This window comes from Glycomyces amatae (assembly GCF_020991375.1).
Classification (GTDB): Bacteria; Actinomycetota; Actinomycetes; order Mycobacteriales; family Micromonosporaceae; genus Glycomyces; species Glycomyces amatae.
The window spans coordinates 115,372-135,719 of record NZ_JAJLQZ010000005.1 but is presented as its reverse complement, the minus strand read 5'-3'; the positions used below and the strand labels follow the sequence as shown (position 1 = coordinate 135,719).

Below are 20,348 nucleotides of genomic sequence, written 5' to 3'. Positions count from 1 at the left end.
CGGATTCATCGCGGCGGCCCGGGATTCTTTTCGCGGGCGGCGTCTTCGCAGCTCAGAGTGGATCGATCGGGCCCCGGCGGGCGCGGTAGCGTTGCGGCCATGACCGACGCCCACGGACGCCTCCACCACGTCGAGCTGTGGGTGCCCGACCTCGGCCGGGCCGTCGCCGCGTTCGGGTGGCTGCTCGAGGAGTTGGGGTACGAGCGCTTCCAGGAGTGGAGCGCGGGGCGCAGCTGGCGGCTGGGGCCGACGTACCTCGTGGTGGAGCAGTCCCCGGCGATGGCCGGCGGCCGCCACGAGCGCACCGCGCCCGGCTTGAACCACCTGGCGTTCCATGTGAGGGACGAGGCGGAGGTCGAGCGCCTGGTGGCAGCGGCCGCGACCCGCGGATGGGCCCTGATGTTCGCCGACCGGCACCCCTACGCCGGGGGCGAGGGGCATTACGCGGCCTACCTGGAGAACGAGGACGGGTTCGAAGTCGAACTGGTCGCCCCCGCCCGCATCGTCCCTGAAGGTTGAGTCGATCGGAGGCTCCCCTCGCGGCGGCGGTGAGACCGACCGGAGCGATGTCGGCGGGCCGCGACCTCATCGTAAGTCTGTGAGCTTCGGGTGACCGGTTCCGGCGTGGACGAGCCAGACCGTCCGGCTGTCGTCGTCGATGAGGTACCAGAGCCGTCCGGCGCCGGTGACCTCGTACTGCCATCGTTCGCAGGCGGCGCCCTTCCAGATTCCCTGTCCGAGTTCGCCTTTGAGCCGGTGCTGTCTTGCCGGATTGGCCCTGGAACGAGGATCGGCGCGGAGTTCCTCCCAGGCCCGACGCAGATTGGCGCTCGCCTGCCGCTCCAGTTCGGCCCAGCCTTTGACGGCGGCGGCGTCGGCGAAGCGGAGGTCGTACTCGCTCTCGGTCGGAGGCGGCGCGATCCTGTCTCCTCGTTTCGGACTCAAGCCGTCGCCCCCGGCAGGTGGACGCGCCCGAGGTCGCCGCCGGGCTCGGCCGTCACCTGCCGGTGCGTGTCAGGATCGGCGTAGATCTCGGCGGAATGCCGCCACTGCTCGAGCAGCACGGAGACGGGGCCGAGGTTGCGCAGCGAAGCCGCCCCTTGCGCGACCTCGATCAGTTCGGACAGCAGCTGATCACGGTCGGTCTCCGGTAGGAACGTCGACCAGGGCAGCGCCTCTGCGAGCACCCGTCGGATCGCCTCGGCCTCTCCGGCCTTCGCGAGCCCGGCGAGGAGCCGGGCGGTGAAGTCGATGACCGTCGCGTCCCGGTCGGTCTGGTCCGCCCGGACCAGTGCGAGGTCGTCCGCCCCGCGTCGGCGCAGCCTGATGGACCGCACTTCCTCGAGGCGGGCCGCGGTGGCCGCCGGTTGGTGGAGGAACTCCGAGAACGGCATCTCCTCGAAAAGGGCTGACATACTTCCACACTACCGTGGAGGTTGTGCAATGACCAGTCGCTTCACGCCGAATCGTCGGCGCACTCGACCGCGGCGGCGATGAAGTCGGCCAGGGCGCCGTCCCGGGGCGGGGGCTTCGGCCAGGCCAGGGCCACGGTGCTGGGGGCGACCCCGGAGACCTCGCGGTAGACCACGTCGGGCCGCGCGTAGTAGCGGGCCGCGCTCTGGGGCGCGAGGGCGATGCCGTCGCCGTTCGCTATGGCGCTCAACCAGTCGTCGGGGTGCTCGGTCACCGCGCCGATCCGCACCTCCCGGCCCTCCCGGGCCGCCGCCCCGACCCAGTGGTCCCGGAAGGCGCCCGTGGGTGCGGGGGCCGCCACGAACGGCTCGTCGAGCAGGTCCTCGAAGCGCAGCGACTCGCGGGCCGCGAGCCGGTGGCCCGCCGCCATCGCGACGCAGCGCGGCTCGGTCAGCAGGGGCAGCAGCCGGTAGTCGTCCTGGTCCGGGAAGGGCAGGCGCATGAACGCGGCCTCGACCTCCCCGGAGGCGAGGGCCGCGGTCGGATCGCCCCAGCCCGCCTGGCGCAGCTCGACCCTCCAGTCGGGGCGGCGTTCGCGGAAGGCGGCGAGGATCGCCTGGGTCTTCTCGTTGGCGGCGCTGGCGAGGAAGCCGATGCGGAGCACCTTGGAGGCCTCGGCCTCGGCCGCCCTGACGGCGCGCTCGGCGGCGTCCCAGGCCTCGATAACGGCGGTGGCGGTCCCGGCCAGCGCCCGCCCGGCCCCGGTCAGGGCCATGCCCGCCTTGGAGCGGTCGAACAGGCGCGCCCCGACGCAGCGCTCCAGCTGCCTGATCTGCTTGGTGAGCGCGGGCTGGGAGATGAAGAGGCGCTCGGCGGCGCGCGTGAGGCTCCCGTCCTCGGCGACGGCCTTGAACGAGCGCAGGAGCCGCGTGTCCACATCCATAACCAGAGGTTATCGATACTGGTATTGGACGTTGCGCGGAGGCGCGCCGAGACTGGAGGGGCACGGCGGAGAGTCCGCCGGAAGGACGGAGGAGCCTTGTTCGCCGCGTTCGTCATCGTCACCGCGATCACCATCGCGCTCAACGCGATCGAGTCGGTCGCGAACTTCATGCGGGCCGAGTGGGTCAAGCGGAACTCGCGGGCGGTCGGGCTGTCCGACTCGTGGCTGCCGTTCCTGGGCCTCGTCAAGGGCGCGGCCGCCGTCGGACTGGCGGTCGGCCTGTTCTGGCGGCCCCTGGGGATCGCGGCCGCGGTCGGCCTGGTGGTGTTCTTCGTGCTCGCGACGGCCCTCCACGTGAAGGCCCGCGTGTTCCACAACTTCGCCGGACCGCTGCTGTTCCTGGGGCTGAGCGTCGCCACGCTGTGGCTCATGATCGCCGCATAGCGGAGGCCGGCGGGTCAGCCTCTCCGGTCTAGCCGAGTCCGGCTGCGATGGCGTTCACGAGCTCACCGTTGCTCGTGTCGCCCGAGAGCTCCCAGGAGAACGCGCCTCCCAGTCCCTCGCTGTCGAGCCAGTCCGTCTTCGTCGCGATCGTGGCCGGGGTGTCGTAGCTCCACCATTCGCCGTTGCAGTAGGCGTAGGCGGTGCCGGCGACGGTCCCGGTCGCGGGGCATTCGCCCTTGAGGACCTTGTAGTCCTCGATGCCCGCCTCGTACGTGCCCGGGGCGGCGCCGGTGGCGGAGCCGCCGGGGGCCGACTGGGTCACGCCCGTCCAGCCGCGGCCGTAGAAGCCGAAGCCGAGCAGGAGCTTCTCGGACGGGATGCCGAGCGACTTGAGCTTGTCGATGGCGGTCTCGGCGTCGAAGCCGGCGATGGGCTGGCCGTTGAAGCCGTTGAGCGGCGAGTGCGGTGCGGTCGGTCCGTCGGTGTCCCAGGCGCCGAAGTAGTCGTAGGTCATGACCTGGTAGTAGTCGACGTACTGGGCCGCCTCGCCGTAGCCGCCGGCGTCGATCTTGCCGCCGGAGGTGCCGTCGGCGGTGATCGCGGCGGTGACGAGCTCGTCGTCGCCGAAGCGGTCGCGCAGGGCGCTCATGAGCGACGGGAAGGCGTTCGGGCCGCTGGTGTCGCAGGTGAGGCCGCAGGCGTTCGGGTACTCCCAGTCGATGTCGATGCCGTCGAACAGGCCGTCCCAGCGGGGGTCGTGCAGCAGGTTGTAGCACGACTCCGCGAAGGCCGCGGGGTTCTGCGCGGCCTGGCCGAAGCCGCCGGAGTAGGTCCAGCCGCCGAAGGACCACACGATCTGGATGTGCGGGTACATCTCCTTGAGCTTCAGGAGCTGGTTGAAGTTGCCGCGCAGGGGCTGGTCCCATGTGTCGGCGACGCCGTCGACCGCCTGGTCGGCGGTGTAGGCCTTGTCGATGGCCGCGTACGAGTCGTCCAGTGTGCACTGGCCGTTGCGGACGTTGCCGAAGGCGTAGTTGATGTGGGTGAGGTCCTCGGCCGAACCGGAGGAGACGATGTTCTTGACGTGGTAGTTGCGCCCGTACACGCCCCACTCGGTGAAGTAGGCCGCGTTGATGTCGCCGCCCTGGCCGGGCTCGCCGGTCGGGTCCTCGGTGGGCTCCTCGGTCGGGTCCTCGCTGGTGGGGTCGGGGTCGCCGCCGCCGCACTCGCCGAGGGACTCCCAGACGCCCCACTCGCCGGTGGTGCCGGGCTCCTCGTTGGTGGTCCACCACTTGGCGCGGTACTCCACGCCCTCGTGGCTGGCCTTGTCGCCGCCGACGTACACGGCGGAGGCGGTCCAGGCGTCTGAGCAGACCGTCTGGGCCGAGGCGCTGAAGGGGTTGGCGACGGTGTAGACGACGCCGCTCGCGACCACGGCCAAAGTCGCGGTGAGCGTGGCGATCAGCCGTCTTGTTTTCAGTCGTCTCAATGTTCCTCCCAAAAGTAAAGAGACTTAACTGATAGGTGTCTTTATTTTTACTGCCGCATCCTGGGAAGTCAAGCATTCGCATCGAAAAATTTCAATGCTCCTGGATTACGGCATGATGAACCGGTATGGGAGCGCGCCCCGCGGGCGCACGGAGCGAAAGCGCGGCCTCGACACTTTCGCTTTGCGCGGCAACGCTATGGTGTTGGGGAAGGCAGGCAGGGCCGGAGGGCCGGAACCGCACCGCGGTCCCGGCCCTCGCTCATATCCGCCGTATCCCATTGGGACTCATGGCCGTCGATGCATAACAGCCATCCGTTGCGCTTGAAACCGCGGTAGAGCAGAAAGCAGACGAGCGCCATGAGGACCATGACGGCCGGATAGCCGAACCGCCAACGGAGCTCGGGCATGTACTCGAAGTTCATGCCGTATACCCCCGCGATCGCCGTGGGCACCACCGCGATCGCGGCCCACGCCGAGATCTTCTTCATGTCGTCGTTCTGCCAGGTCCCGATCTGCCCCTGGTGCGCGGTGAGCACCGTCGTCAGCAGGCTCATGCAGGTCTCGATCGCGCCGTCGACCCGGATGAGGCGCCCGGCGACCTCGCGCATCCGGCCGCCCTCCAGGGCGCTGTGGCCGGTCCGGTGCTCTTTGATCATGTGCGCCAAGGGGATCAGCGGCCGCACCGCGTTCTGGAACTCGAGGGTCTCCCGGATGAGGAAGTAGATGTCCTGGTTGCGGTCCACGCGCTGCCCGGAGAAGACGGCCTGCTCCAGGTCGCCGACGTCGTCGGTGAGGTCCTCGACGGCACCGTCGTACTCCTCGACCACGGCGTCGAACAGCGCCTGGACGACCCCGGCGACGCCTCCGGACCGGAAGTCGGCGTCGTCGAGGCGCCCGCGGACGGCCTCGGCGGGGTCCACGACGCCGCGCCTGACGGTCACGAGGGCGCGCCCGTCGGTGTAGAGGGCGAGGTCGCCGGTCTCGACCTGGCGGGTGGCCTCGATGTACCAGACGGTCTTGACCAGGAGCATGACGCCGCGGCCGGTGAGCTCCACCTTGGGGCGCCGGTGGGGGGCGAGGCCGGGGTGGGCGCCGAGGCGGTGCAGGCCCAGGGCTTCGAGGGCGGCGGCGACGCCGGGGACGTCGGGCGCGTCGAACGCGGCCCACACGAAGGCGTCCTGGCCCGCCGCGGCGGGCAGGTCGCCCGGCTCGCCCCGGCGGTGCTCGACCCCCGCGGGGCCGACGACCATGTAGTCGATCATCCGGGCCTCCCGTCAGCGCACGACCGAGTCTAAGCGCGACGGACCGGCCGCGTCAGGCGCCGTAGACGATCCGGTGGGCCGCCTCGTGCGCCAGCCGCGTCAGGCGCCGGTAGTGGTTCAGGAACCGCTCGGTGTCCTCCCCGAACCCCAGGGTCTGCGCCAGCGCGGCCAGCTCCGGGCCCGAGCGCGGCAGGTCGTCGCGCGGCACCCCCCGCGCCAGCGTCATGTCGTTGCGCACCCGCGACACGAACTCCCACGCCTCCCGCAGGGCCGCGGCGTCCACCGGGTCCAGGTACCCCGCCGCGGCCGCGGCCTCCAGCGCCGGCACCGTCCGCGTCGTGCGCAGCGACGCGTCCCCGCCGTGCTCGAGCTGGAGCAGCTGCGCCGCCCACTCGATGTCGACCAGGCCGCCGCGCCCGAGCTTGGTGTGCCCGTTCGGGTCCGCGCCCCGCGGCAGCCGCTCGGAGTCCACCCGGGCCTTCACCCGCCGGAACTCCAGCCGCTCGGCCTCGCTGAGCCCGCCCGGCCGGTACCGCACCCCGTCGGCGAACGCCGTCCACGCCTCGCGCAGCGCCGCGTCCCCCGCGACGGGGCGCGCCCGCAGCAGCGCCTGCCGCTCCCACAGCCGCGCCCGGTCCGCGTAGTAGCGCCGGTACGCCGCGAAGCTCGGGGCGAGCGCCCCGCCCTTGCCCTCGGGCCGCAGGTCGAGGTCGACCACCAGCGGCGGATCGGCGGTCGGGGCGCCGAGCAGGGTCCGCACGGCCTCGACGATCTTCCTCGCCGCCGTGCGCTCCTCGTCGGTCTCACCGGAGTGGACGAACACGACGTCGGCGTCCGAGCCGAACCCGGTCTCGCGCCCTCCCAGGCGGCCCATGCCGATCACCGCGATCGGCGGCGCGCCGGCGACGTCCCGCGCGGCGATCTCCAGCGCCGCCTCCAGCACCGCGTCGGTGAGGTCCGACAGCGCCAGCCCCACGGCCTGGTCGTCGAGCAGCCCGAGCAGGTCGGCGGCGGCGATCCGGATGAGCTCGCGGCGGCGGATCGCGCGCACCGCGCCGATCGCCGCGGCCGCCTCGGCGTGCCGGGCGCCCGCCTGGCGCATCCCGGTCGCGAGCTCCTCGCGCGGGCGCGGGCTCAGGTCGGCGTTGTCGGAGAGGTACCGCAGCGACTGCGGCACGTGCAGGAGCAGGCTCGTGAAGTACCGGGAGGTGCCCAGCAGCCGGGCCAGCCGCACCGCGGCGGGCCCGCCGTCGCGCAGCAGCCGCAGGTACCACGGCGTCGAGCCGAGCTTGTCCGAGACCTGCCGGTACGCGAGCAGCCCGCGGTCGGGCTCGGGCGAGTCGGCGAGTTCGTGGAGGACGACCGGCAGGAGCGCCCGCTGCACCGTCGCGGTCCGCGAGACGCCCTCGGTGAGCTTCTTCATGTGCGTCAGGGCGCTCGCGGGGTCGGCGAAGCCGAGCACCGCCAAGCGCGAGGCCGCCGCCGACTCGGTCAGCCGCAGCTCGTGCGTGGGCACGCGCGTGACCGCGTCCAGCAGCGGCTTGTACAGCAGCTTCTCGTGCAGGCGGCGCGCAGTCGTGGCGTGCGCGCGCCAGGCCGCGAGGAAGCCCTCGTCGGTCCGGTACCCGAGGGTCCGCGCGAGGTGGTGGAGCGCCTCGCCCTCGGCGGGGACGCGGTGGGTGCGCAGCAGCCGCTGCAACTGGAGCCGGTGCTCCACGGTGCGCAGGAAGACGTACGTGTCGGCGAGGTCCTCGCCGTCGCGCCGGGCCAGGTACCCGCCCGCGACCAGGACGTCGAGCGCCTCCAGGGTCGAGCGGACCCGCAGCGCGGCGTCGCCGCGGCCGTGCACGAGCTGGAGCAGCTGGACCGCGAACTCGATGTCCCGCAGGCCGCCGGGGCCGAGCTTGATCTCGTACCGGCGCTCGGCGGCCGGGACCGACTCGGCGACCTTGCGGCGCATGTCGCGGATGTCGGCGACCACGCCGGGCCGGTCGGCCGCGCCCCAGATGAACGGCTGCACCGCGGCGAGCCAGTCGAGCCCGAGCGCCAGGTCCCCCGCGGCGGGCCGGGCCTTGAGGAGCGCCTGGAACTCCCAGGTGCGGGCCCAGTCCTCGAGGTAGGCCTGGTAGGACTCGACGGTGCGCACGAGGGCGCCGTGGCGGCCCTCGGGCCGCAGGCCCGCGTCGACCGGCCAGGTCGCGGGGCCGACGATCTGGATCATGCGGGCGGCCTGGCGGGTGGCCAGGTCGAGGTCGCCCTCGGCGACGAACACGACGTCCACGTCGGAGACGTAGTTGAGCTCCTCGGCGCCGGTCTTGCCCATGGCGACCACGGCCAGGCGGGTCCCGCCGTCCTCGCGGCCGATCTCGGCGCGGGCCAGTTCCAGGCCCCGGGCCAGGACCGCGTCGGCCAGGCGCGACAGCGCCGCCGAGGTGTCCTTGAGGTCGGTCGCGCCGGTGAGGTCGGCCGCGGCGATGCGCAGCAGGTTCGCCTTCCAGGCGGTGTTGAGCTCGAACGCGGCGGCCTCGCGGACGCGGGCGAGCCCGGCGTCCTCGTCCTCGGTGAGCGCGGGCGCGGCCTCGGGGCGGGCGCGCAGGAAGTCGCCCAGGGCGTTGCTGGCCGCGGTGACGGCGAGCCGGGCCTCGTCCAAGCGTCTCAGCTCGTCGCTGTCGGGCATCGGCACTACCGGGCGTCGATGACGGGCAGGGCCTTCCGCTCGCCCGCGGCGACGCGCGCGAACCGCTGGAGGATCGGCTTCCAGGTCGCGACGATGTGCTCGTCGACCTCGGCGGCCTTGGCGAGGACGGCCTCGTCGAACACGCCGAAGCCCGCGAGCTGCTCGGGCGTGAACTCGAAGTGGGACTGGACGCCCCAGGCGCTGTCGCGGACGCGGAAGATCTCAAGGGCCCCTTGGGGGGAGGCGGCCAGGAGCGTGGCGTCCTCGGGGAGCGCGACGAGTTCCTGGCGGCGCCAGCGGAACACGTCGATGGTCATCGGCGCGGGGCCGAAGACGAGGTCGCGTCCGGCGGCGTCGCGCTTGGCGAGCATCCGGGGGCCGAAGGGCTCGTCGCGGTCCTCGACCGCGCCGCCGAAGGCGGTGGCGAGGAGCCGCGAGGAGGAGCAGACCGCGAGGGTCGGGGTGGCGTCGGCGACGGCGGTCTCCATGAGGCCGGCGAGGTCGCCGCTCCAGTCCTTGCCGCGGCCGCCGCCGAGGGCGATGAGGGCCTCGTGCCCCCCGGCGGAGTAGGGCACGGCCTCACCGAGGTGGGGTCGCACGGTGTCCAGTTCCATGCCGGCCTCGGCGAGCCATGCGGCGGCCCGCCCGAGTCCTTGCGCGGGGTCGTTCTCGATGACGAGTGCGGTGGTCACTCCCCCATGCTAAACGGTCACAGATTGATGTACCTCTTGCGTTCGAAGGCGGTCACCTGGGTGCGGTAGTCCTCCCACTCCTGGCGCTTGTTCTTCAGGAAGTAGTCGAAGACGTGCTCGCCGAGGACCTCGGGCACGAGCTCGGAGGACTCCATGGCGTCCAGGGCCTCGACGAGGTTGGACGGGAGCGGCTGGTAGCCGGCGGCGACCCGCTCGGCGTTGGTGAGCGCCGAGACGTCGTCCTCGGTGCCGGGGGCCAGCTCGTACCCCTCCTCGATGCCCTTGAGGCCGGCGCCGAGGAGCACGGCGTAGGCGAGGTACGGGTTGGTGGCCGAGTCGAGCGAGCGGATCTCGACGCGGGCCGAGTTCGGCTTGCCGTACACCGGGACGCGCACGAGCGCGGAGCGGTTGGCCTTGCCCCAGGAGACGTAGGAGGGCGCCTCGGAGATCTGGCCGGGCTGCGGGCTGGAGAACAGGCGCTTGTACGAGTTGACCCACTGGTTGGTGATGGCGGTGAACTCGGGCGCGTGGCGCAGGAGCCCGGCGATGAAGGCCTTGGCGGTCTTGGAGAGGCGCTGCTCGTCGCCCGGGTCGTGGAAGGCGTTGTCCTCGCCTTCGAAGAGGGAGAGGTGGCTGTGCATGCCCGAGCCGGGCTGCGCGGTGTACGGCTTGGGCATGAAGGAGGCGGTGACGCCGTTGGTCAGCGCGACCTCCTTGACGATGTGCCGGAACGTCATGATGTTGTCGGCCGTGGTGAGGGCGTCGGCGTAGCGCAGGTCGATCTCCTGCTGGCCGGGGGCGACCTCGTGGTGGGAGTACTCGACGGAGATGCCGACGCGCTCGAGGGCGAGGATCGCCTGGCGGCGGAAGTCGCGGGCCGTGGAGTGCGTGGTGTGGTCGAAGTAGCCGCCGTCGTCGACGGGGACCGGCTTGGTGCGGCCCTCGGGGTCGATGTCGGCGAGCAGGAAGAACTCGATCTCGGGGTGCACGTAGAACGTGAAGCCGCGGTCGGCGGCCTTGGAGAGGGCCCGGCGCAGGACGTGGCGCGGGTCGGCCCAGGAGGGGGCGCCCTCGGGGGTGAGGATGTCGCAGAACATGCGGGCGGACTCGCCGATGCCGCGGCCTTCGAACGGGAAGACCTGGAACGTGGTCGGGTCGGGCATGGCGACCATGTCGGACTCGTAGACGCGCGCGAAGCCCTCGATGGCGGAGCCGTCGAAGCCGATGCCCTCCTCGAACGCGGACTCGAGCTCGGCGGGGGCCACGCTCACGGACTTGAGCGTGCCGAGAACGTCGGTGAACCAGAGCCGGACGAACCGGATGTCGCGCTCTTCGAGCGTGCGGAGCACGAACTCCTTCTGCCGTTCCATGGTGTCCTCCTCTGTCCTGGGGCGGCAATTGTCTCACCTGTTTGTGTCCCCGACGTTAACCAGGGCGAACCTGCCCCGAAACGTGAGCTGGGTCTATGCGGCCGGCCGCGGGGCGGCCATTCCGCGCCCGGCGGCGGATCGCCGCCGAAACGTGAGGCCGGTACATTGGCAGCGTGTTCACAGGCGAGATCAAGCAGTTGTGGCGGTACCCGGTGAAGGGCATGCGGGGCGAGGCGCTCCGCTCCGCGGTGGTCGACGCCGACGGGATGGCCGGCGACCGCGTGTTCGGACTGGTCGAGCCGGGCACCGACAAGGCGATCTGGGGCGGCAGCCACCCGAGGCTGATGGGGTGGGAGGCGGCCTGGCCGGCGCAGTGCGGCTGCGCCGACGCCGTCTCGGGCGACCCGGTGCTGTACGAGCCGGGCGGGGCCGCGTGGGCCCTGGACGACCCGGAGCTGCCCGCGCGCCTGGCCGAGACCATCGACGCCGAGCGGGGCGCGGCGGTGCGCCCGGTCCGGGACCACGGCCGGATGCTCGTGGTGTTCGCGGCGAGCGTGCGCCGCCTGGGCGAGGAGCGGGGCGGCGAGGTCGCGGTGGAGCGGTTCCGCCCAAACGTGCTCGTCGAGGCCGACCTGGAGCCCTACGCGGAGGCCGCGCTGGCGCCTGGTACCCCGATCCGGTTGGGCGGCCACGGGTTCACCGTGGACATGGCGTGCGAGCGGTGCGTCCTGCCGAGCTGGACCCCGGACGGGTCGAACGTGCGCGACAAGGACCTGCACAAGCACATCGTCAAGGAGCTGGGCAACCTCTTCGGGATCTACGTGCGGACCGGCGGGGCCGCGCGGATCGCGGTGGGCGACCCGGTCGCGGGCTGAGCGCAGGACGCCCTGAGCCGGGGATCGGTCGGCTCAGGGCGCTCCCCCAGCATAGGCGCCGGGTGCGACACTCTGGGTCCACGTAGCGGGCCCCCGCGCTGCGCAGGCTCAAGCGGTCTGTTCGGTCACCCACCGGTGGATGAACGGGTAGAGCTCCTCGAGCGTGGCGCCGGAGGCGGTGGCGCGCGGCCAGGGCCGCCCGTAATGGTCGATGTAGGCGGTGGCGCAGCCGCGGTCGGCGGCGGGCACGAGGTCGTTGCGGGGGATGTCGCCGATGCTCAGCAGGGCCGAGGGCGGGCGCTCCTCGAGGAGCTCGTCGATGATCGCGTCGAGCCCTTCGGGCTTGCCGGCGTCGCCGATCACGTGGTCGAACAGGCCGTCGAGTTCGAGGCGCTCCAGTGCCGGCTCCAGGGTCGCGTGGGGGGCGTTGGTGACGAGCGCGGTCTCGACCGAGCGGGGCAGGCTCCAGACGAACTCGCGCAGGCCCTTGGGGGCCCAGATCTCGAACTTGCCGTCGGCCATGAGCCGGCGGGTCTCGATGTAGGCGTCGTGGCGGTGGGCCTCGGCGACGCCGAACTCGCCCGCGAGGCGGCGCACGGCGTTGTCGGCGTCGTAGGCGTCGAAGGTGGAGGCGGTGGTGGGCTTGCCGGCGACGAAGGCGGCGTGGGCGCTCAGGAACGCGCGCTCGTCCTCGGGTTCGAGATGGGCTGCGACCTGGCGCGCGTAGTGGGCGGCGTGCTCGGAGCCGAGCCGCACCGTGCCGTCGTAGTCGAAGAGCAGGATGGCGTCGTTCACGTAGTGAGACGCTACGCGAACGGCCGCCTCCCCCATAGGGGAAGGCGACCAGGCTCACCGATGATTTCGACGCGGCTATTCGAAGGAGTGGGCCTCGGTGGGGAACTCCCCGGCGCGGACCTCGTCGGCGTAGGCCTTCGCGGCGTCCTGGAGGACCCCGGCGAGGTCGGCGTAGCGCTTGACGAACCGCTGGGGGCGGCCGCGGCGCAGGCCGGCCATGTCCTGCCAGACGAGGACCTGCGCGTCGGTGTCGGGTCCGGCGCCGATGCCGACGGTGGGGATGGCGAGCTGCTTGGTGATCTCGGCGGCGACCGAGGCGGTCACCATCTCCAGGACCACGCTGAAGGCCCCGGCCTCGGCGACGGCGTGCGCGTCGGCCTCGACTTCGGCGGCATGGGCGTCGCGGCCCTGGACGCGGTAGCCGCCGACGGCGTGCTCGCTCTGCGGGGTGAACCCGATGTGGCCCATGACGGGGATGCCCGCGTCGGTGAGGGCCCGGATCTGGGCGGTCATGCGGCGCCCGCCCTCGAGCTTGACCGCGTGCGCGCCGGCCTTCATGAACCGGACGGCGGTCTCCAGGGCCTGGGCCGGACCGGCCTCATAGGACCCGAAGGGGAGGTCGGCGACGACGAGCGCCCGCTCGGTGGAGCGGGCGACGGCGGCGACCAGGGGTACGAGTTCGTCGGCCGAGACCTGGAGGGTGGTCTCGTAGCCGTAGACGTTGTTGGCCGCGGAGTCGCCGATGAGGAGGGCGGGGATGCCCGCCTCGTCGAAGAGGGCGGCGGTGTACATGTCGTATGAGGTGAGCATCGCCCACTTCTCGCCGCGCGCCTTGGCTTCGACGAGGTGGCGGGTGCGGACTCGCTTGACGTTCTTGCCCGGCCCGTACAGGCTCGGGATCTCGTCTGTGCGGTCGGCGGCGTTCGATGAAGGCGTCATCGTCGTGGCTCCAGTATCTCCTCGTGGCCGGCATGCCGGTCCCCGGGCAATTGCGCTGTTCAGACTCTCGGCTCGCAAGCTTCGCCGAATTCCAAACTAACGCTCGTCGATATATATGTCACGTGTTCGCGACGCGGGTGTGACAAATGCCCCCGGCCCGGGGGCCGGGGCCGGCGTCCCCTACTTTCCCCTGAAGCGGTTGGTGATCGGGAGCCTGCGGTCGCGGCCGAAGGACTTGACGGTGATCTTCGTGCCGGGCGCCGACTGGCGGCGCTTGTACTCGGCGCGGTCCACCAGCGCGGCGACGCGCTCGACCACGTCGGCCGGGTAGCCCTGCTCCACGAGGTCCTCGCGGCCGGCGTCGCCGTCGACGTAGCCGGTGAGGATCCCGTCCAGGACCTCGTAGTCGGGCAGCGAGTCGGAGTCCTTCTGGTCCGGGCGCAGCTCGGCGCTCGGGGGCTTGAGGATGGTGTTCTCCGGGATCGGCTCGGTCTCGCCCAGGCTCCGGGCCTTCTCGTTGCGCCAGGTCGCGAGCTCGTAGACGAGGGTCTTGAGGACGTCCTTGATCGGCGCGAAGCCGCCGACGGCGTCGCCGTAGATGGTCGAGTAGCCCACGGCGTACTCGCTCTTGTTGCCGGGCGCGAGCACCAGGTGCCCGTGCTGGTTCGACAGGGCCATGAGCAGGCTGCCGCGCACGCGGGCCTGGAGGTTCTCCACGGCGAGCCCTGAGATGGCGACCTCGGCGAGGTAGGCGTCCACGATCGGCTGGATCGCCTCGACCGAGTAGTGCAGACCGCAGCGGCGGGCGAGGTCGGCGGCGTCGTCGAGCGAGTGCGAGGACGAGTACTGGCTGGGCATCGAGACGACGTGGACGCGGTCGGCGCCGATCGCGTCGCGGGCGAGGACGGCGGTGAGGGCCGAGTCGATGCCGCCGGAGAGCCCGAAGATCACCGACTGGAAGCCGTTCTTCTCCACGTAGTCGCCCAGGCCCAGGCGCAGGGCCTCCCAGATCTCCTCGAGGCGGCCCAGTTCGGGGGCGTGGGAGGGCTCGATGCGGGTCTCGACCGCCGCGGGCTCCGCGGAGAGGACGTGGACGGAGGTGCTCATCGCGGTCGTGGAGTGGTTCGCGATGTCCGCGTCGGCCGCGGCGGCGGCCTCGACGTCGGCGATGAGGAGCTCGGAGGCGAAGCGGCGGGCCGAGGCGAGGACCGCGCCGTCGGCGCCGACGACGACCGAACCGCCGTCGAAGACCAGGTCGTCCTGGCCGCCGACGATGTTGAGGTAGGCCACGGGCGCGCCGACCTCGGCGGCGCGGTCGCGCACGAGGGCGAGGCGGCGCTCCTGCTTGCCCTGCTCGTAGGGGGAGGCGTTGATGTTGACCACGAGGCCGGCCTCGGCCTCGGCGGCGACGGCGAACGGGACGCCGCCCCAGAGGTCCTCGCAGATGGTGAAGGCCACGTCCACGCCGCCGATGCGGGCGAGGTGCAGTTCGTGGCCGGGGACGAAGTAGCGCTCCTCGTCGAAGACGCCGTAGTTAGGGAAGTGGCGCTTGTAGTAGCGGAACAGGACCTTGCCGTCCTGGATCAGCGCCAGCGCATTTCGGACACCGCGTCCGCCGACGGGTCCGATGGTCGCGGGGTTGGGCCCGTCGGCGTCGAGGTAGCCGACGGCCACGGGGAGGGCGCCGTTGCCGTCCTCGGCGAGTTCGGCGGCGAGGCGGACGAGGCGGTCGCGGCTGGCCTCCACGAAGGAGTGGCGCAGCGCGAGGTCTTCGACGGGGTAGCCGGTGAGGGACTGCTCCCCCGTGGCGAGCAGGTGGGCCCCGGCGGCGGTCGCGGCGGTGGCGGCGCGCCTGATGAGGTCGGCGTTGTGGTCGAGGTCGCCCACCACCGGGTTGTCCTGGGCGAGTGCGATACGGAGCGTCGGCATGGGCCCATTCTCCCGTGTCCGGGCGCTCCGCGTCATGTGACTTGCGCGAAGTCCCGCCTAGAAGGACCGGACCAGGAGGATCGCGGACAGGACCAGGCCGTAGACCACGATCGCGATGCGCAGTGGGCGCTCGGGGATCTTCTGGAAGACGCGGGCGCCGAGGTAGCCGCCGAGGAACGTCGCGGGCACGAGCACGCCGATCGCGAGCCAGTCGACCTCGGCCCAGACGCCGTACATGACGCAGGTGACGACGCCGACGAGCATCGTGCAGAAGTTCTTCAGCGCCCCGACCCGGGCGAGCTTCTCCGAGACGCCCATCGCGATCACGGCCATGAGGATGAGTCCGAGCGCGGCGTTGAAGTAGGAGCCGTAGAGGCACCCGGCGAACACGCCCGCGTGCAGGGCCGCCGGGTGGAGGTCCCGGCCGCCGTTCAGGGCCGTGACCTTGCGGTTGACCCACGGACCGATCGCCATGAGCACGGTCGCGGCGAGCACCAGGAACGGCACGATGGCCTCGAACACCGAGTGGGGCGTGTTCAGCAGCAGGAGGGCGCCGCACACCGAGGCGACCAGGGCGGTGGGGATGAGCTGGAGCATCCGGCGCTTCTGGGGCCGCAGGTTCTCGCGGGAGCCGAACGCGGCGGCGGCGTACGCGGGGGCGACGGCGATGCCGTTGGTGGCGTTCGCGTACAGGGGCGGGACGCCGACGGCCATCAACGTGGGGTAGGTGATGAGCGAGCCGCCGCCCGCGACGGCGTTGAGGCCGCCGCCGAGGAGGCCGGCGGCGAGCAGGAGGGAGACCTGGAGCAGATTCATGGCCGGGCCAGCGTACGCTTGACCGCTGGAACGAGATGGCCAGGCGGCCGCGGCAGTGACGGGAGACCGTCAGTGCCGAGGAACGTCCGGACTCCACAGGGCAGGGTGGTTGCTAACGGCAACCCGGGGCGACCCGCGGGACAGTGCCACAGAAAGCAGACCGCCGGTCTCGGCCGGTAAGGGTTTCGGACCTTTTGGTTCACCCTTACCGTCCTGCGGCCGGTAAGGGTGAAACGGTGGTGTAAGAGACCACCAGCGCCGCCGGTGACGGCGGCGGCTCGGTAAACCCCACCCGGAGCAAGGTCAAGAGGCGCCGCGAGGCGCTGCGCGAAGGTCCGAGGGCGGCCCGCCCGAACCCGAGAGGGTGCCTTCGCGGGTAGACCGCTCGAGCGCACCGGCGACGGTGCGCCTAGATGGATGGCCGCTCAACGACAGGATCCGGCGTATCGGCCATCTCGTTCCCACTCTCGACACCACGAGAGGGCGGCCACCTGCTAGAACACAGGCAAGCACTCTCCATATCGGATCAATCCTCGGTCTCGGGGCGCGCTGAGGGCGCTCCGCGCCTCGTCGAGGAGCCGTCACGTCCGCGCGTTCCCGGGCGGCCGTTCGCGTTCAGGGGGCGGCCGGGGTCCCGTCCCCGCCGGCCAGGGGGCCCAGGTCGTAGTGGGCGAGGAGCTTGGCGGTCGCCCGGGTCATCTCCGGCAGGTCGTCCACCGGGTGCCACGCCGCGTCCCACACCTCGTGCCCGTCCACGATGACCTGCGTCGTCTCCGGGTCGCGGACCAGGCGGAAGACGTTGTCGACCCACCTGCCGCGGGTGTGGACCACCGCGCACGGGTCCGCGGGGGCCAGCTCCTCGAGGCCGGCCTCGATGCCCGTCTCCTCGTTCAGCTCGCGCCGGGCGCCGTGGATCGGCGTCTCGTTGCGGTTGAGCAGCCCCGCCGGGAGCGTCCAGCGCCGCCCCGGCGGCTGGCGCAGCATGAGCAGGTGCCCGCGGTCCTCGTCCATGACGAGCACGACCGAGCCGAGCGTGTACGTGGGCGTCGCGATCCGGACGATGCGCCGGCGCATCGGGTGCGGCAGGTTGTAGAAGACCGTACCGATCAGGCGCCGCAGCAGCGGCGCCTTCCGGCGCTGCACAGAGGGAGTCACCGCCACACCCTACCCAAGGGCCCGCGGGGCCCCCTACGGCCCGCGGGGGGCACGGGAAAGGCCCGGAGCGTTCGCTCCGGGCCTCGTCCGCGCGGTTACTGCGGGCCGAGCTTGCGGGTGCCCGTGTAGTACTCGAAGGTCATGCCGCCGACGGCGAACAGGACCGCCACGACGCCCGCCACCATGAGCCACGGGAGCCAGAACACGACGCCCAGGCCCGACAGGACGGCGGTCAGGGCCAGGCCCAGCGGCCAGTACGAGCCGGGGCTGAAGAAGCCGACCTCGCCCGAGACGTCGGCGATCTCCCCGTCGGGGCGGTCCTCCGGGCGCAGGTCGATGCGGCGCGAGATCACCCAGAACACGAGCCAGATCATGCCGGTCAGCAGGCCCGAGAAGATCAGGCCGATCGTGCCGACCCACTCCACGTGGCCCGGGCGCCCGTAGGCCGGGTTGTCGTTGATCGAGGTCCAGTACCCGTAGCCGGCGGCGAAGATGAACATGAAGACCATGACGATGGCGAAGAGACGGTGCTCGGTTTTCATGTCGCTCTCCTAGCTCGCTTCGCCCGAGGCCGGGTCCGTGTCGAACGGGGTGGTGGTGAACGCGTACGGCTCCTGGCCGATCATCTCGAGCGCCTCGGGGGTCGAGGCGCCGTCGACGCGGGCGTCCACGAAGGTCTCGTAGTCCTCCGGCGAGACCACGCGCATCTCGAAGTTCATGAAGGCGTGGTAGGCGCCGCAGAGCTCGGCGCACCGGCCCACGAAGGCGCCCTCGGAGTTGAAGTCGACCTCCCAGCGGGTGATCTGGTTGTCGCCGCCGGGGAACACGTCGCGCTTGAACAGCATGTCGGGGACCCAGAAGGAGTGGATGACGTCCTCGGCGTGGGCCTCGAAGCGCACGTCGTCCTCGTTGGGGACGACGATGATCGGGATGTAGTCGGAGTCGCCGGTCTCCACGACGGCCTGGCCGTCGGCGCCGGTGAGCGGCTCGCAGTTCTCGTCGGTGTAGGTGAACTGCCAGTTCCACTTGAACGCGGTGACCTGGGTGCAGGCGTTCGGCTCGTCGCTCATCTCGGTGACGTTGTCCTGCACCACGACGGTGTAGTAGAACAGCACGCCGATGAGCACGAACGGCAGCGCCGTGAAGGTGAGCTCCGCGGGGAGGTTGTACTTGGTCTGGCGGGGCAGCTCGGTGTCGGTGTCCTTCTTCTTGAAGGCGACGATGCACCAGAACGTCAGGCCCCAGACGATGAGGCCGACCGCGAGGGCCGCGATCGTCGAGCCGATCCACAGGTCGAACATCTGCTCGGACTGCGTCGTGGGGCGCGTGCGCGGCCAGCCCAGGTAAAAGGCGTCGTCAAGGCTGCACCCTGCGAGCACGATGGGGAGCAGCGCGGCGATCCCGGTGAGACCTATCGCGCGGCGGGCTCGGCCGCGACGTTCTCGGGACGGTTTTCCGACCACCTGTCTCATGCCTTTCTCAGCGCTCGGCTCCGCGTCCGCCGCCGGGCGGGCGGCAAGGCGCAGATCTTGACGGCAAGAGCCTACTGCTTGGCCCCCGACCGCGGGTGCAAGGGGTTGGGTTCGGTGCCGTGCGTCTTCTAGATTGGAGGGGTGAGCGAGACCTACTTCGACGGCGCGACCGCGCAGCCGCCCCATCCGGCGGCCCGCGAGGCCTATGCTGCGGCTTTGTCGGAGGGCTGGGCCGGCCCGGGGAGACTGTACACATTGGGACGCCGCTCGCGGATGCTCCTGGAGGCCGCCCGGCAGTCGGCGGCCGCGTCCCTGGATGTGAGCCCTGATGAGGTCACTTTCACATCGAGCGGGACACAGGCGGTGCACGCCGGGATACTGGGCGTGATCGCGGGGCGGAGCGAGCCGGGGCCGCTCGTGCACGGCGCGGTCGAGCACTCCTCGGTGCTGCACGCGGCCCAGTGGCACGAGGCGCGCGGGGGCGCCGTGGCGAGCGTGCCGGTGGACCGGTCCGGTCGCGTGGACGCCGACCCGCTGGCGGAGGTCGAGGGCGCCTCGGTGCTGGCGGTCCAGTCCGCGAACCACGAGGTGGGGACGCGGCAGCCGATCGCGGCGATCGCGGCGGGCCTGGACGGGGTGCCGCTGGTGTGCGACGCGGCGGCGAGTCTGCCGTGGGAGCCGGTGCCCGAGGGATGGTCGGTGCTGGCGGCGAGCGCCCGCAAGTGGGGCGGGCTGTCCGGCGCGGGCCTGCTCGTGGTGCGCAAGGGCGTGCGGTGGCGCAACCCGTTCCCCGGCGAGGACGCCTCGGTCCGGGAGGCGATCGGGGAGGTCGACGTGCCGGCGGCGGTGGCCGCGGCGGCGTCGCTGCGGGCGGTGGTCGCCGAGCGCGAGGAGCTGTCGAAGCGGGCGCGGGCGCTGACCGAGCGGATCAGGGAGCACATCGCCGCGACGGTGCCGGAGGTGGAGCTGCCGGGCGACCCGGTGGACCGGCTGCCGCACATCGTGACGTTCTCGTGCCTGGGCGTGGACGGCGAGGTGCTGCTGACGGAGCTGAACCGGGCGGGGTTCGCGGTGTCGTCGGGCTCGGCGTGCGCCTCGACGCGGCTGCGGCCCTCGCACGTGCTCCAGGCGATGGGCGTCCTCAGCCACGGGAACGTGCGGGTGTCGCTGCACCGGGAGACCACCGAGGAGGAGGTCGACCGGTTCCTGGAGGCGCTGCCGGGGATCGTGGAGGGGATCAGGCGCCTGTCGCGCTGAGCCGCGATGGCGTTGCGCGCCTGGGTATTCGAGGGCTCCTCATCCGGAGGTCCTAAGACGACGGGAATCACGCCTGGCGCTGGCCTGTTGCTATTGCACAGCATTTGCAACTGTGCAAGAGTGGCGACAGCATTCGTACTGCCACGGAACCAGAGAGGCGACGATGACCGTCTACAGCCTTCCCGACCTGCCCTACGACTACGGTTCGCTGGAGCCGCACATCAACGGGCACATCCTCGAACTGCACCACGACAAGCACCACGCGGCCTATGTCAAGGGCGCCAACGACACGATCGAGCGCATCGACGAGGCGCGCGACAAGGGCGACTTCTCCTCGATCGTGGGCCTGGAGAAGACCCTCGCGTTCAACGTCTCCGGGCACGTCCTGCACTCGCTGTACTGGCAGAACATGAGCCCGGACGGCGGCGGGCGCCCCGAGGGCGACCTGGCCGAGGCCATCAACGAGTACTTCGGCTCGTTCGAGGGCTTCCACGGGCAGCTCTCGGCCGCGACCACGCTCGTCCAGGGCTCCGGCTGGGGCGTGCTCTCCTACGAGCCGACCTCCAAGCGCCTCATCGTCGAGCAGGTCTACGACCACCACGGCAACGTCGCCCAGACGTCGGTGCCGCTGCTGGCGTTCGACGCGTGGGAGCACGCCTACTACCTCCAGTACAAGAACGTCCGCCCCGACTTCGTGAAGGCGATGTGGGAGGTCGTGAACTGGCAGGACGTGGCCGCCCGGTACGCCGCGGCCACGGCGAAGGCCGCCTGAGGAAAGCGCGGAGGACCGGCCGCGGATTCGCGGCCGGTCCTTTTCCGT

20 protein-coding genes and 1 other RNA gene are annotated in these 20,348 nt (G+C 71.6%); 6 read left to right on the top strand and 15 right to left on the bottom strand.

Annotated elements, in window-relative coordinates:
* Positions 1-99 precede the first annotated feature (99 nt).
* Complete coding sequence (locus tag LO763_RS09875; RefSeq protein WP_230601807.1) at positions 100-519, top strand: VOC family protein; 420 nt, start codon at positions 100-102, stop codon at positions 517-519.
* A gap of 66 nt (positions 520-585) precedes the next feature.
* Here LO763_RS09875 and LO763_RS09870 read toward each other — a convergent pair whose 3' ends face one another.
* From LO763_RS09870 to LO763_RS09860, 3 genes are read right to left on the bottom strand one after another with little or no spacing between them, the layout of a single operon-like run.
* Positions 586-945 carry a type II toxin-antitoxin system RelE family toxin gene (locus LO763_RS09870; protein ID WP_230601806.1) on the bottom strand — a complete coding sequence of 120 codons (360 nt, stop codon included), beginning with the start codon at positions 943-945 and terminating at the stop codon, positions 586-588.
* The gene (locus LO763_RS09865) at positions 942-1,415 is read right to left on the bottom strand and encodes a hypothetical protein (protein ID WP_230601805.1); all 474 of its coding nucleotides are present in this window, start codon (positions 1,413-1,415) and stop codon (positions 942-944) included. Before LO763_RS09865 ends, LO763_RS09870 begins: the two co-directional genes overlap by 4 nt.
* Positions 1,416-1,456: 41 nt before the next feature.
* Positions 1,457-2,356: a LysR family transcriptional regulator gene (locus tag LO763_RS09860; protein ID WP_230601804.1), complete on the bottom strand. Its 900-nt coding sequence runs from the start codon at positions 2,354-2,356 to the stop codon at positions 1,457-1,459.
* A 96-nt stretch (positions 2,357-2,452) separates the two neighbouring features.
* Between LO763_RS09860 and LO763_RS09855 the strand changes: the two genes are divergently transcribed.
* The gene (locus tag LO763_RS09855; RefSeq protein WP_230601803.1) at positions 2,453-2,800 is read left to right on the top strand and encodes a DoxX family protein; all 348 of its coding nucleotides are present in this window, start codon (positions 2,453-2,455) and stop codon (positions 2,798-2,800) included.
* Positions 2,801-2,828: 28 nt separating this feature from the next.
* Here LO763_RS09855 and LO763_RS09850 read toward each other — a convergent pair whose 3' ends face one another.
* The 5 genes from LO763_RS09850 to glnA all read right to left on the bottom strand — a co-directional run bounded on the left by LO763_RS09850 (position 2,829) and on the right by glnA (position 10,290).
* Complete coding sequence (locus LO763_RS09850) at positions 2,829-4,289, bottom strand: glycosyl hydrolase family 18 protein (RefSeq protein WP_230601802.1); 1,461 nt, start codon at positions 4,287-4,289, stop codon at positions 2,829-2,831.
* 194 nt (positions 4,290-4,483) lie between these two features.
* Complete coding sequence (locus LO763_RS09845) at positions 4,484-5,551, bottom strand: magnesium and cobalt transport protein CorA (RefSeq protein WP_230601801.1); 1,068 nt, start codon at positions 5,549-5,551, stop codon at positions 4,484-4,486.
* Positions 5,552-5,603: 52 nt separating this feature from the next.
* Entirely contained in the window at positions 5,604-8,228 is a 2,625-nt protein-coding gene (locus LO763_RS09840; RefSeq protein ID WP_230601800.1) for a bifunctional [glutamine synthetase] adenylyltransferase/[glutamine synthetase]-adenylyl-L-tyrosine phosphorylase, read from the bottom strand.
* Between the two features lie 5 nt (positions 8,229-8,233).
* Complete coding sequence (locus LO763_RS09835) at positions 8,234-8,920, bottom strand: type 1 glutamine amidotransferase (protein ID WP_230601799.1); 687 nt, start codon at positions 8,918-8,920, stop codon at positions 8,234-8,236.
* Between the two features lie 17 nt (positions 8,921-8,937).
* A complete protein-coding gene (glnA, locus tag LO763_RS09830; RefSeq protein WP_230601798.1) occupies positions 8,938-10,290 on the bottom strand; it encodes a type I glutamate--ammonia ligase in 1,353 nt (450 codons plus the stop codon).
* A 173-nt stretch (positions 10,291-10,463) separates the two neighbouring features.
* Here glnA and LO763_RS29725 point away from each other — a divergent pair, with 173 nt between their 5' ends.
* Positions 10,464-11,165 carry an MOSC domain-containing protein gene (locus tag LO763_RS29725; protein ID WP_230601797.1) on the top strand — a complete coding sequence of 234 codons (702 nt, stop codon included), beginning with the start codon at positions 10,464-10,466 and terminating at the stop codon, positions 11,163-11,165.
* 108 nt (positions 11,166-11,273) lie between these two features.
* Here LO763_RS29725 and LO763_RS09820 read toward each other — a convergent pair whose 3' ends face one another.
* The 4 genes from LO763_RS09820 to LO763_RS09805 all read right to left on the bottom strand — a co-directional run bounded on the left by LO763_RS09820 (position 11,274) and on the right by LO763_RS09805 (position 15,644).
* Positions 11,274-11,960 carry an HAD family hydrolase gene (locus LO763_RS09820; protein WP_230601796.1) on the bottom strand — a complete coding sequence of 229 codons (687 nt, stop codon included), beginning with the start codon at positions 11,958-11,960 and terminating at the stop codon, positions 11,274-11,276.
* Positions 11,961-12,035: 75 nt separating this feature from the next.
* A complete protein-coding gene (gene panB, locus LO763_RS09815) occupies positions 12,036-12,899 on the bottom strand; it encodes a 3-methyl-2-oxobutanoate hydroxymethyltransferase (protein WP_230601795.1) in 864 nt (287 codons plus the stop codon).
* A 180-nt stretch (positions 12,900-13,079) separates the two neighbouring features.
* Positions 13,080-14,828: an NAD+ synthase gene (locus LO763_RS09810; RefSeq protein WP_230601794.1), complete on the bottom strand. Its 1,749-nt coding sequence runs from the start codon at positions 14,826-14,828 to the stop codon at positions 13,080-13,082.
* Between the two features lie 57 nt (positions 14,829-14,885).
* Positions 14,886-15,644 (bottom strand): sulfite exporter TauE/SafE family protein, encoded by a 759-nt coding sequence (locus LO763_RS09805; protein WP_230601793.1) that lies wholly within the window; start codon positions 15,642-15,644, stop codon positions 14,886-14,888.
* Positions 15,645-15,675: 31 nt separating this feature from the next.
* On the opposite strand from LO763_RS09805, the gene rnpB reads away from it, so the two are divergent.
* An RNA gene (rnpB, locus tag LO763_RS09800) (RNase P RNA component class A) lies at positions 15,676-16,106 on the top strand.
* 153 nt (positions 16,107-16,259) lie between these two features.
* On the opposite strand, the gene LO763_RS09795 is transcribed toward rnpB, so the two are convergent.
* The 3 genes from LO763_RS09795 to ctaC all read right to left on the bottom strand — a co-directional run bounded on the left by LO763_RS09795 (position 16,260) and on the right by ctaC (position 18,271).
* Positions 16,260-16,718 (bottom strand): NUDIX hydrolase, encoded by a 459-nt coding sequence (locus LO763_RS09795; RefSeq protein ID WP_255672181.1) that lies wholly within the window; start codon positions 16,716-16,718, stop codon positions 16,260-16,262.
* Between the two features lie 176 nt (positions 16,719-16,894).
* Positions 16,895-17,341 carry a cytochrome c oxidase subunit 4 gene (locus LO763_RS09790; protein WP_230601791.1) on the bottom strand — a complete coding sequence of 149 codons (447 nt, stop codon included), beginning with the start codon at positions 17,339-17,341 and terminating at the stop codon, positions 16,895-16,897.
* 9 nt (positions 17,342-17,350) lie between these two features.
* On the bottom strand, positions 17,351-18,271 hold the full coding sequence (gene ctaC, locus LO763_RS29720) for an aa3-type cytochrome oxidase subunit II (RefSeq protein WP_369431954.1): 921 nt from the start codon (positions 18,269-18,271) through the stop codon (positions 17,351-17,353).
* A 141-nt stretch (positions 18,272-18,412) separates the two neighbouring features.
* Between ctaC and LO763_RS09780 the strand changes: the two genes are divergently transcribed.
* Together LO763_RS09780 and LO763_RS09775 are read left to right on the top strand one after the other, a co-directional pair.
* Positions 18,413-19,528: a cysteine desulfurase family protein gene (locus LO763_RS09780; protein WP_230601789.1), complete on the top strand. Its 1,116-nt coding sequence runs from the start codon at positions 18,413-18,415 to the stop codon at positions 19,526-19,528.
* Positions 19,529-19,691: 163 nt separating this feature from the next.
* Complete coding sequence (locus LO763_RS09775; protein WP_230601788.1) at positions 19,692-20,300, top strand: superoxide dismutase; 609 nt, start codon at positions 19,692-19,694, stop codon at positions 20,298-20,300.
* The last annotated feature ends 48 nt before the right edge of the window (positions 20,301-20,348 follow it).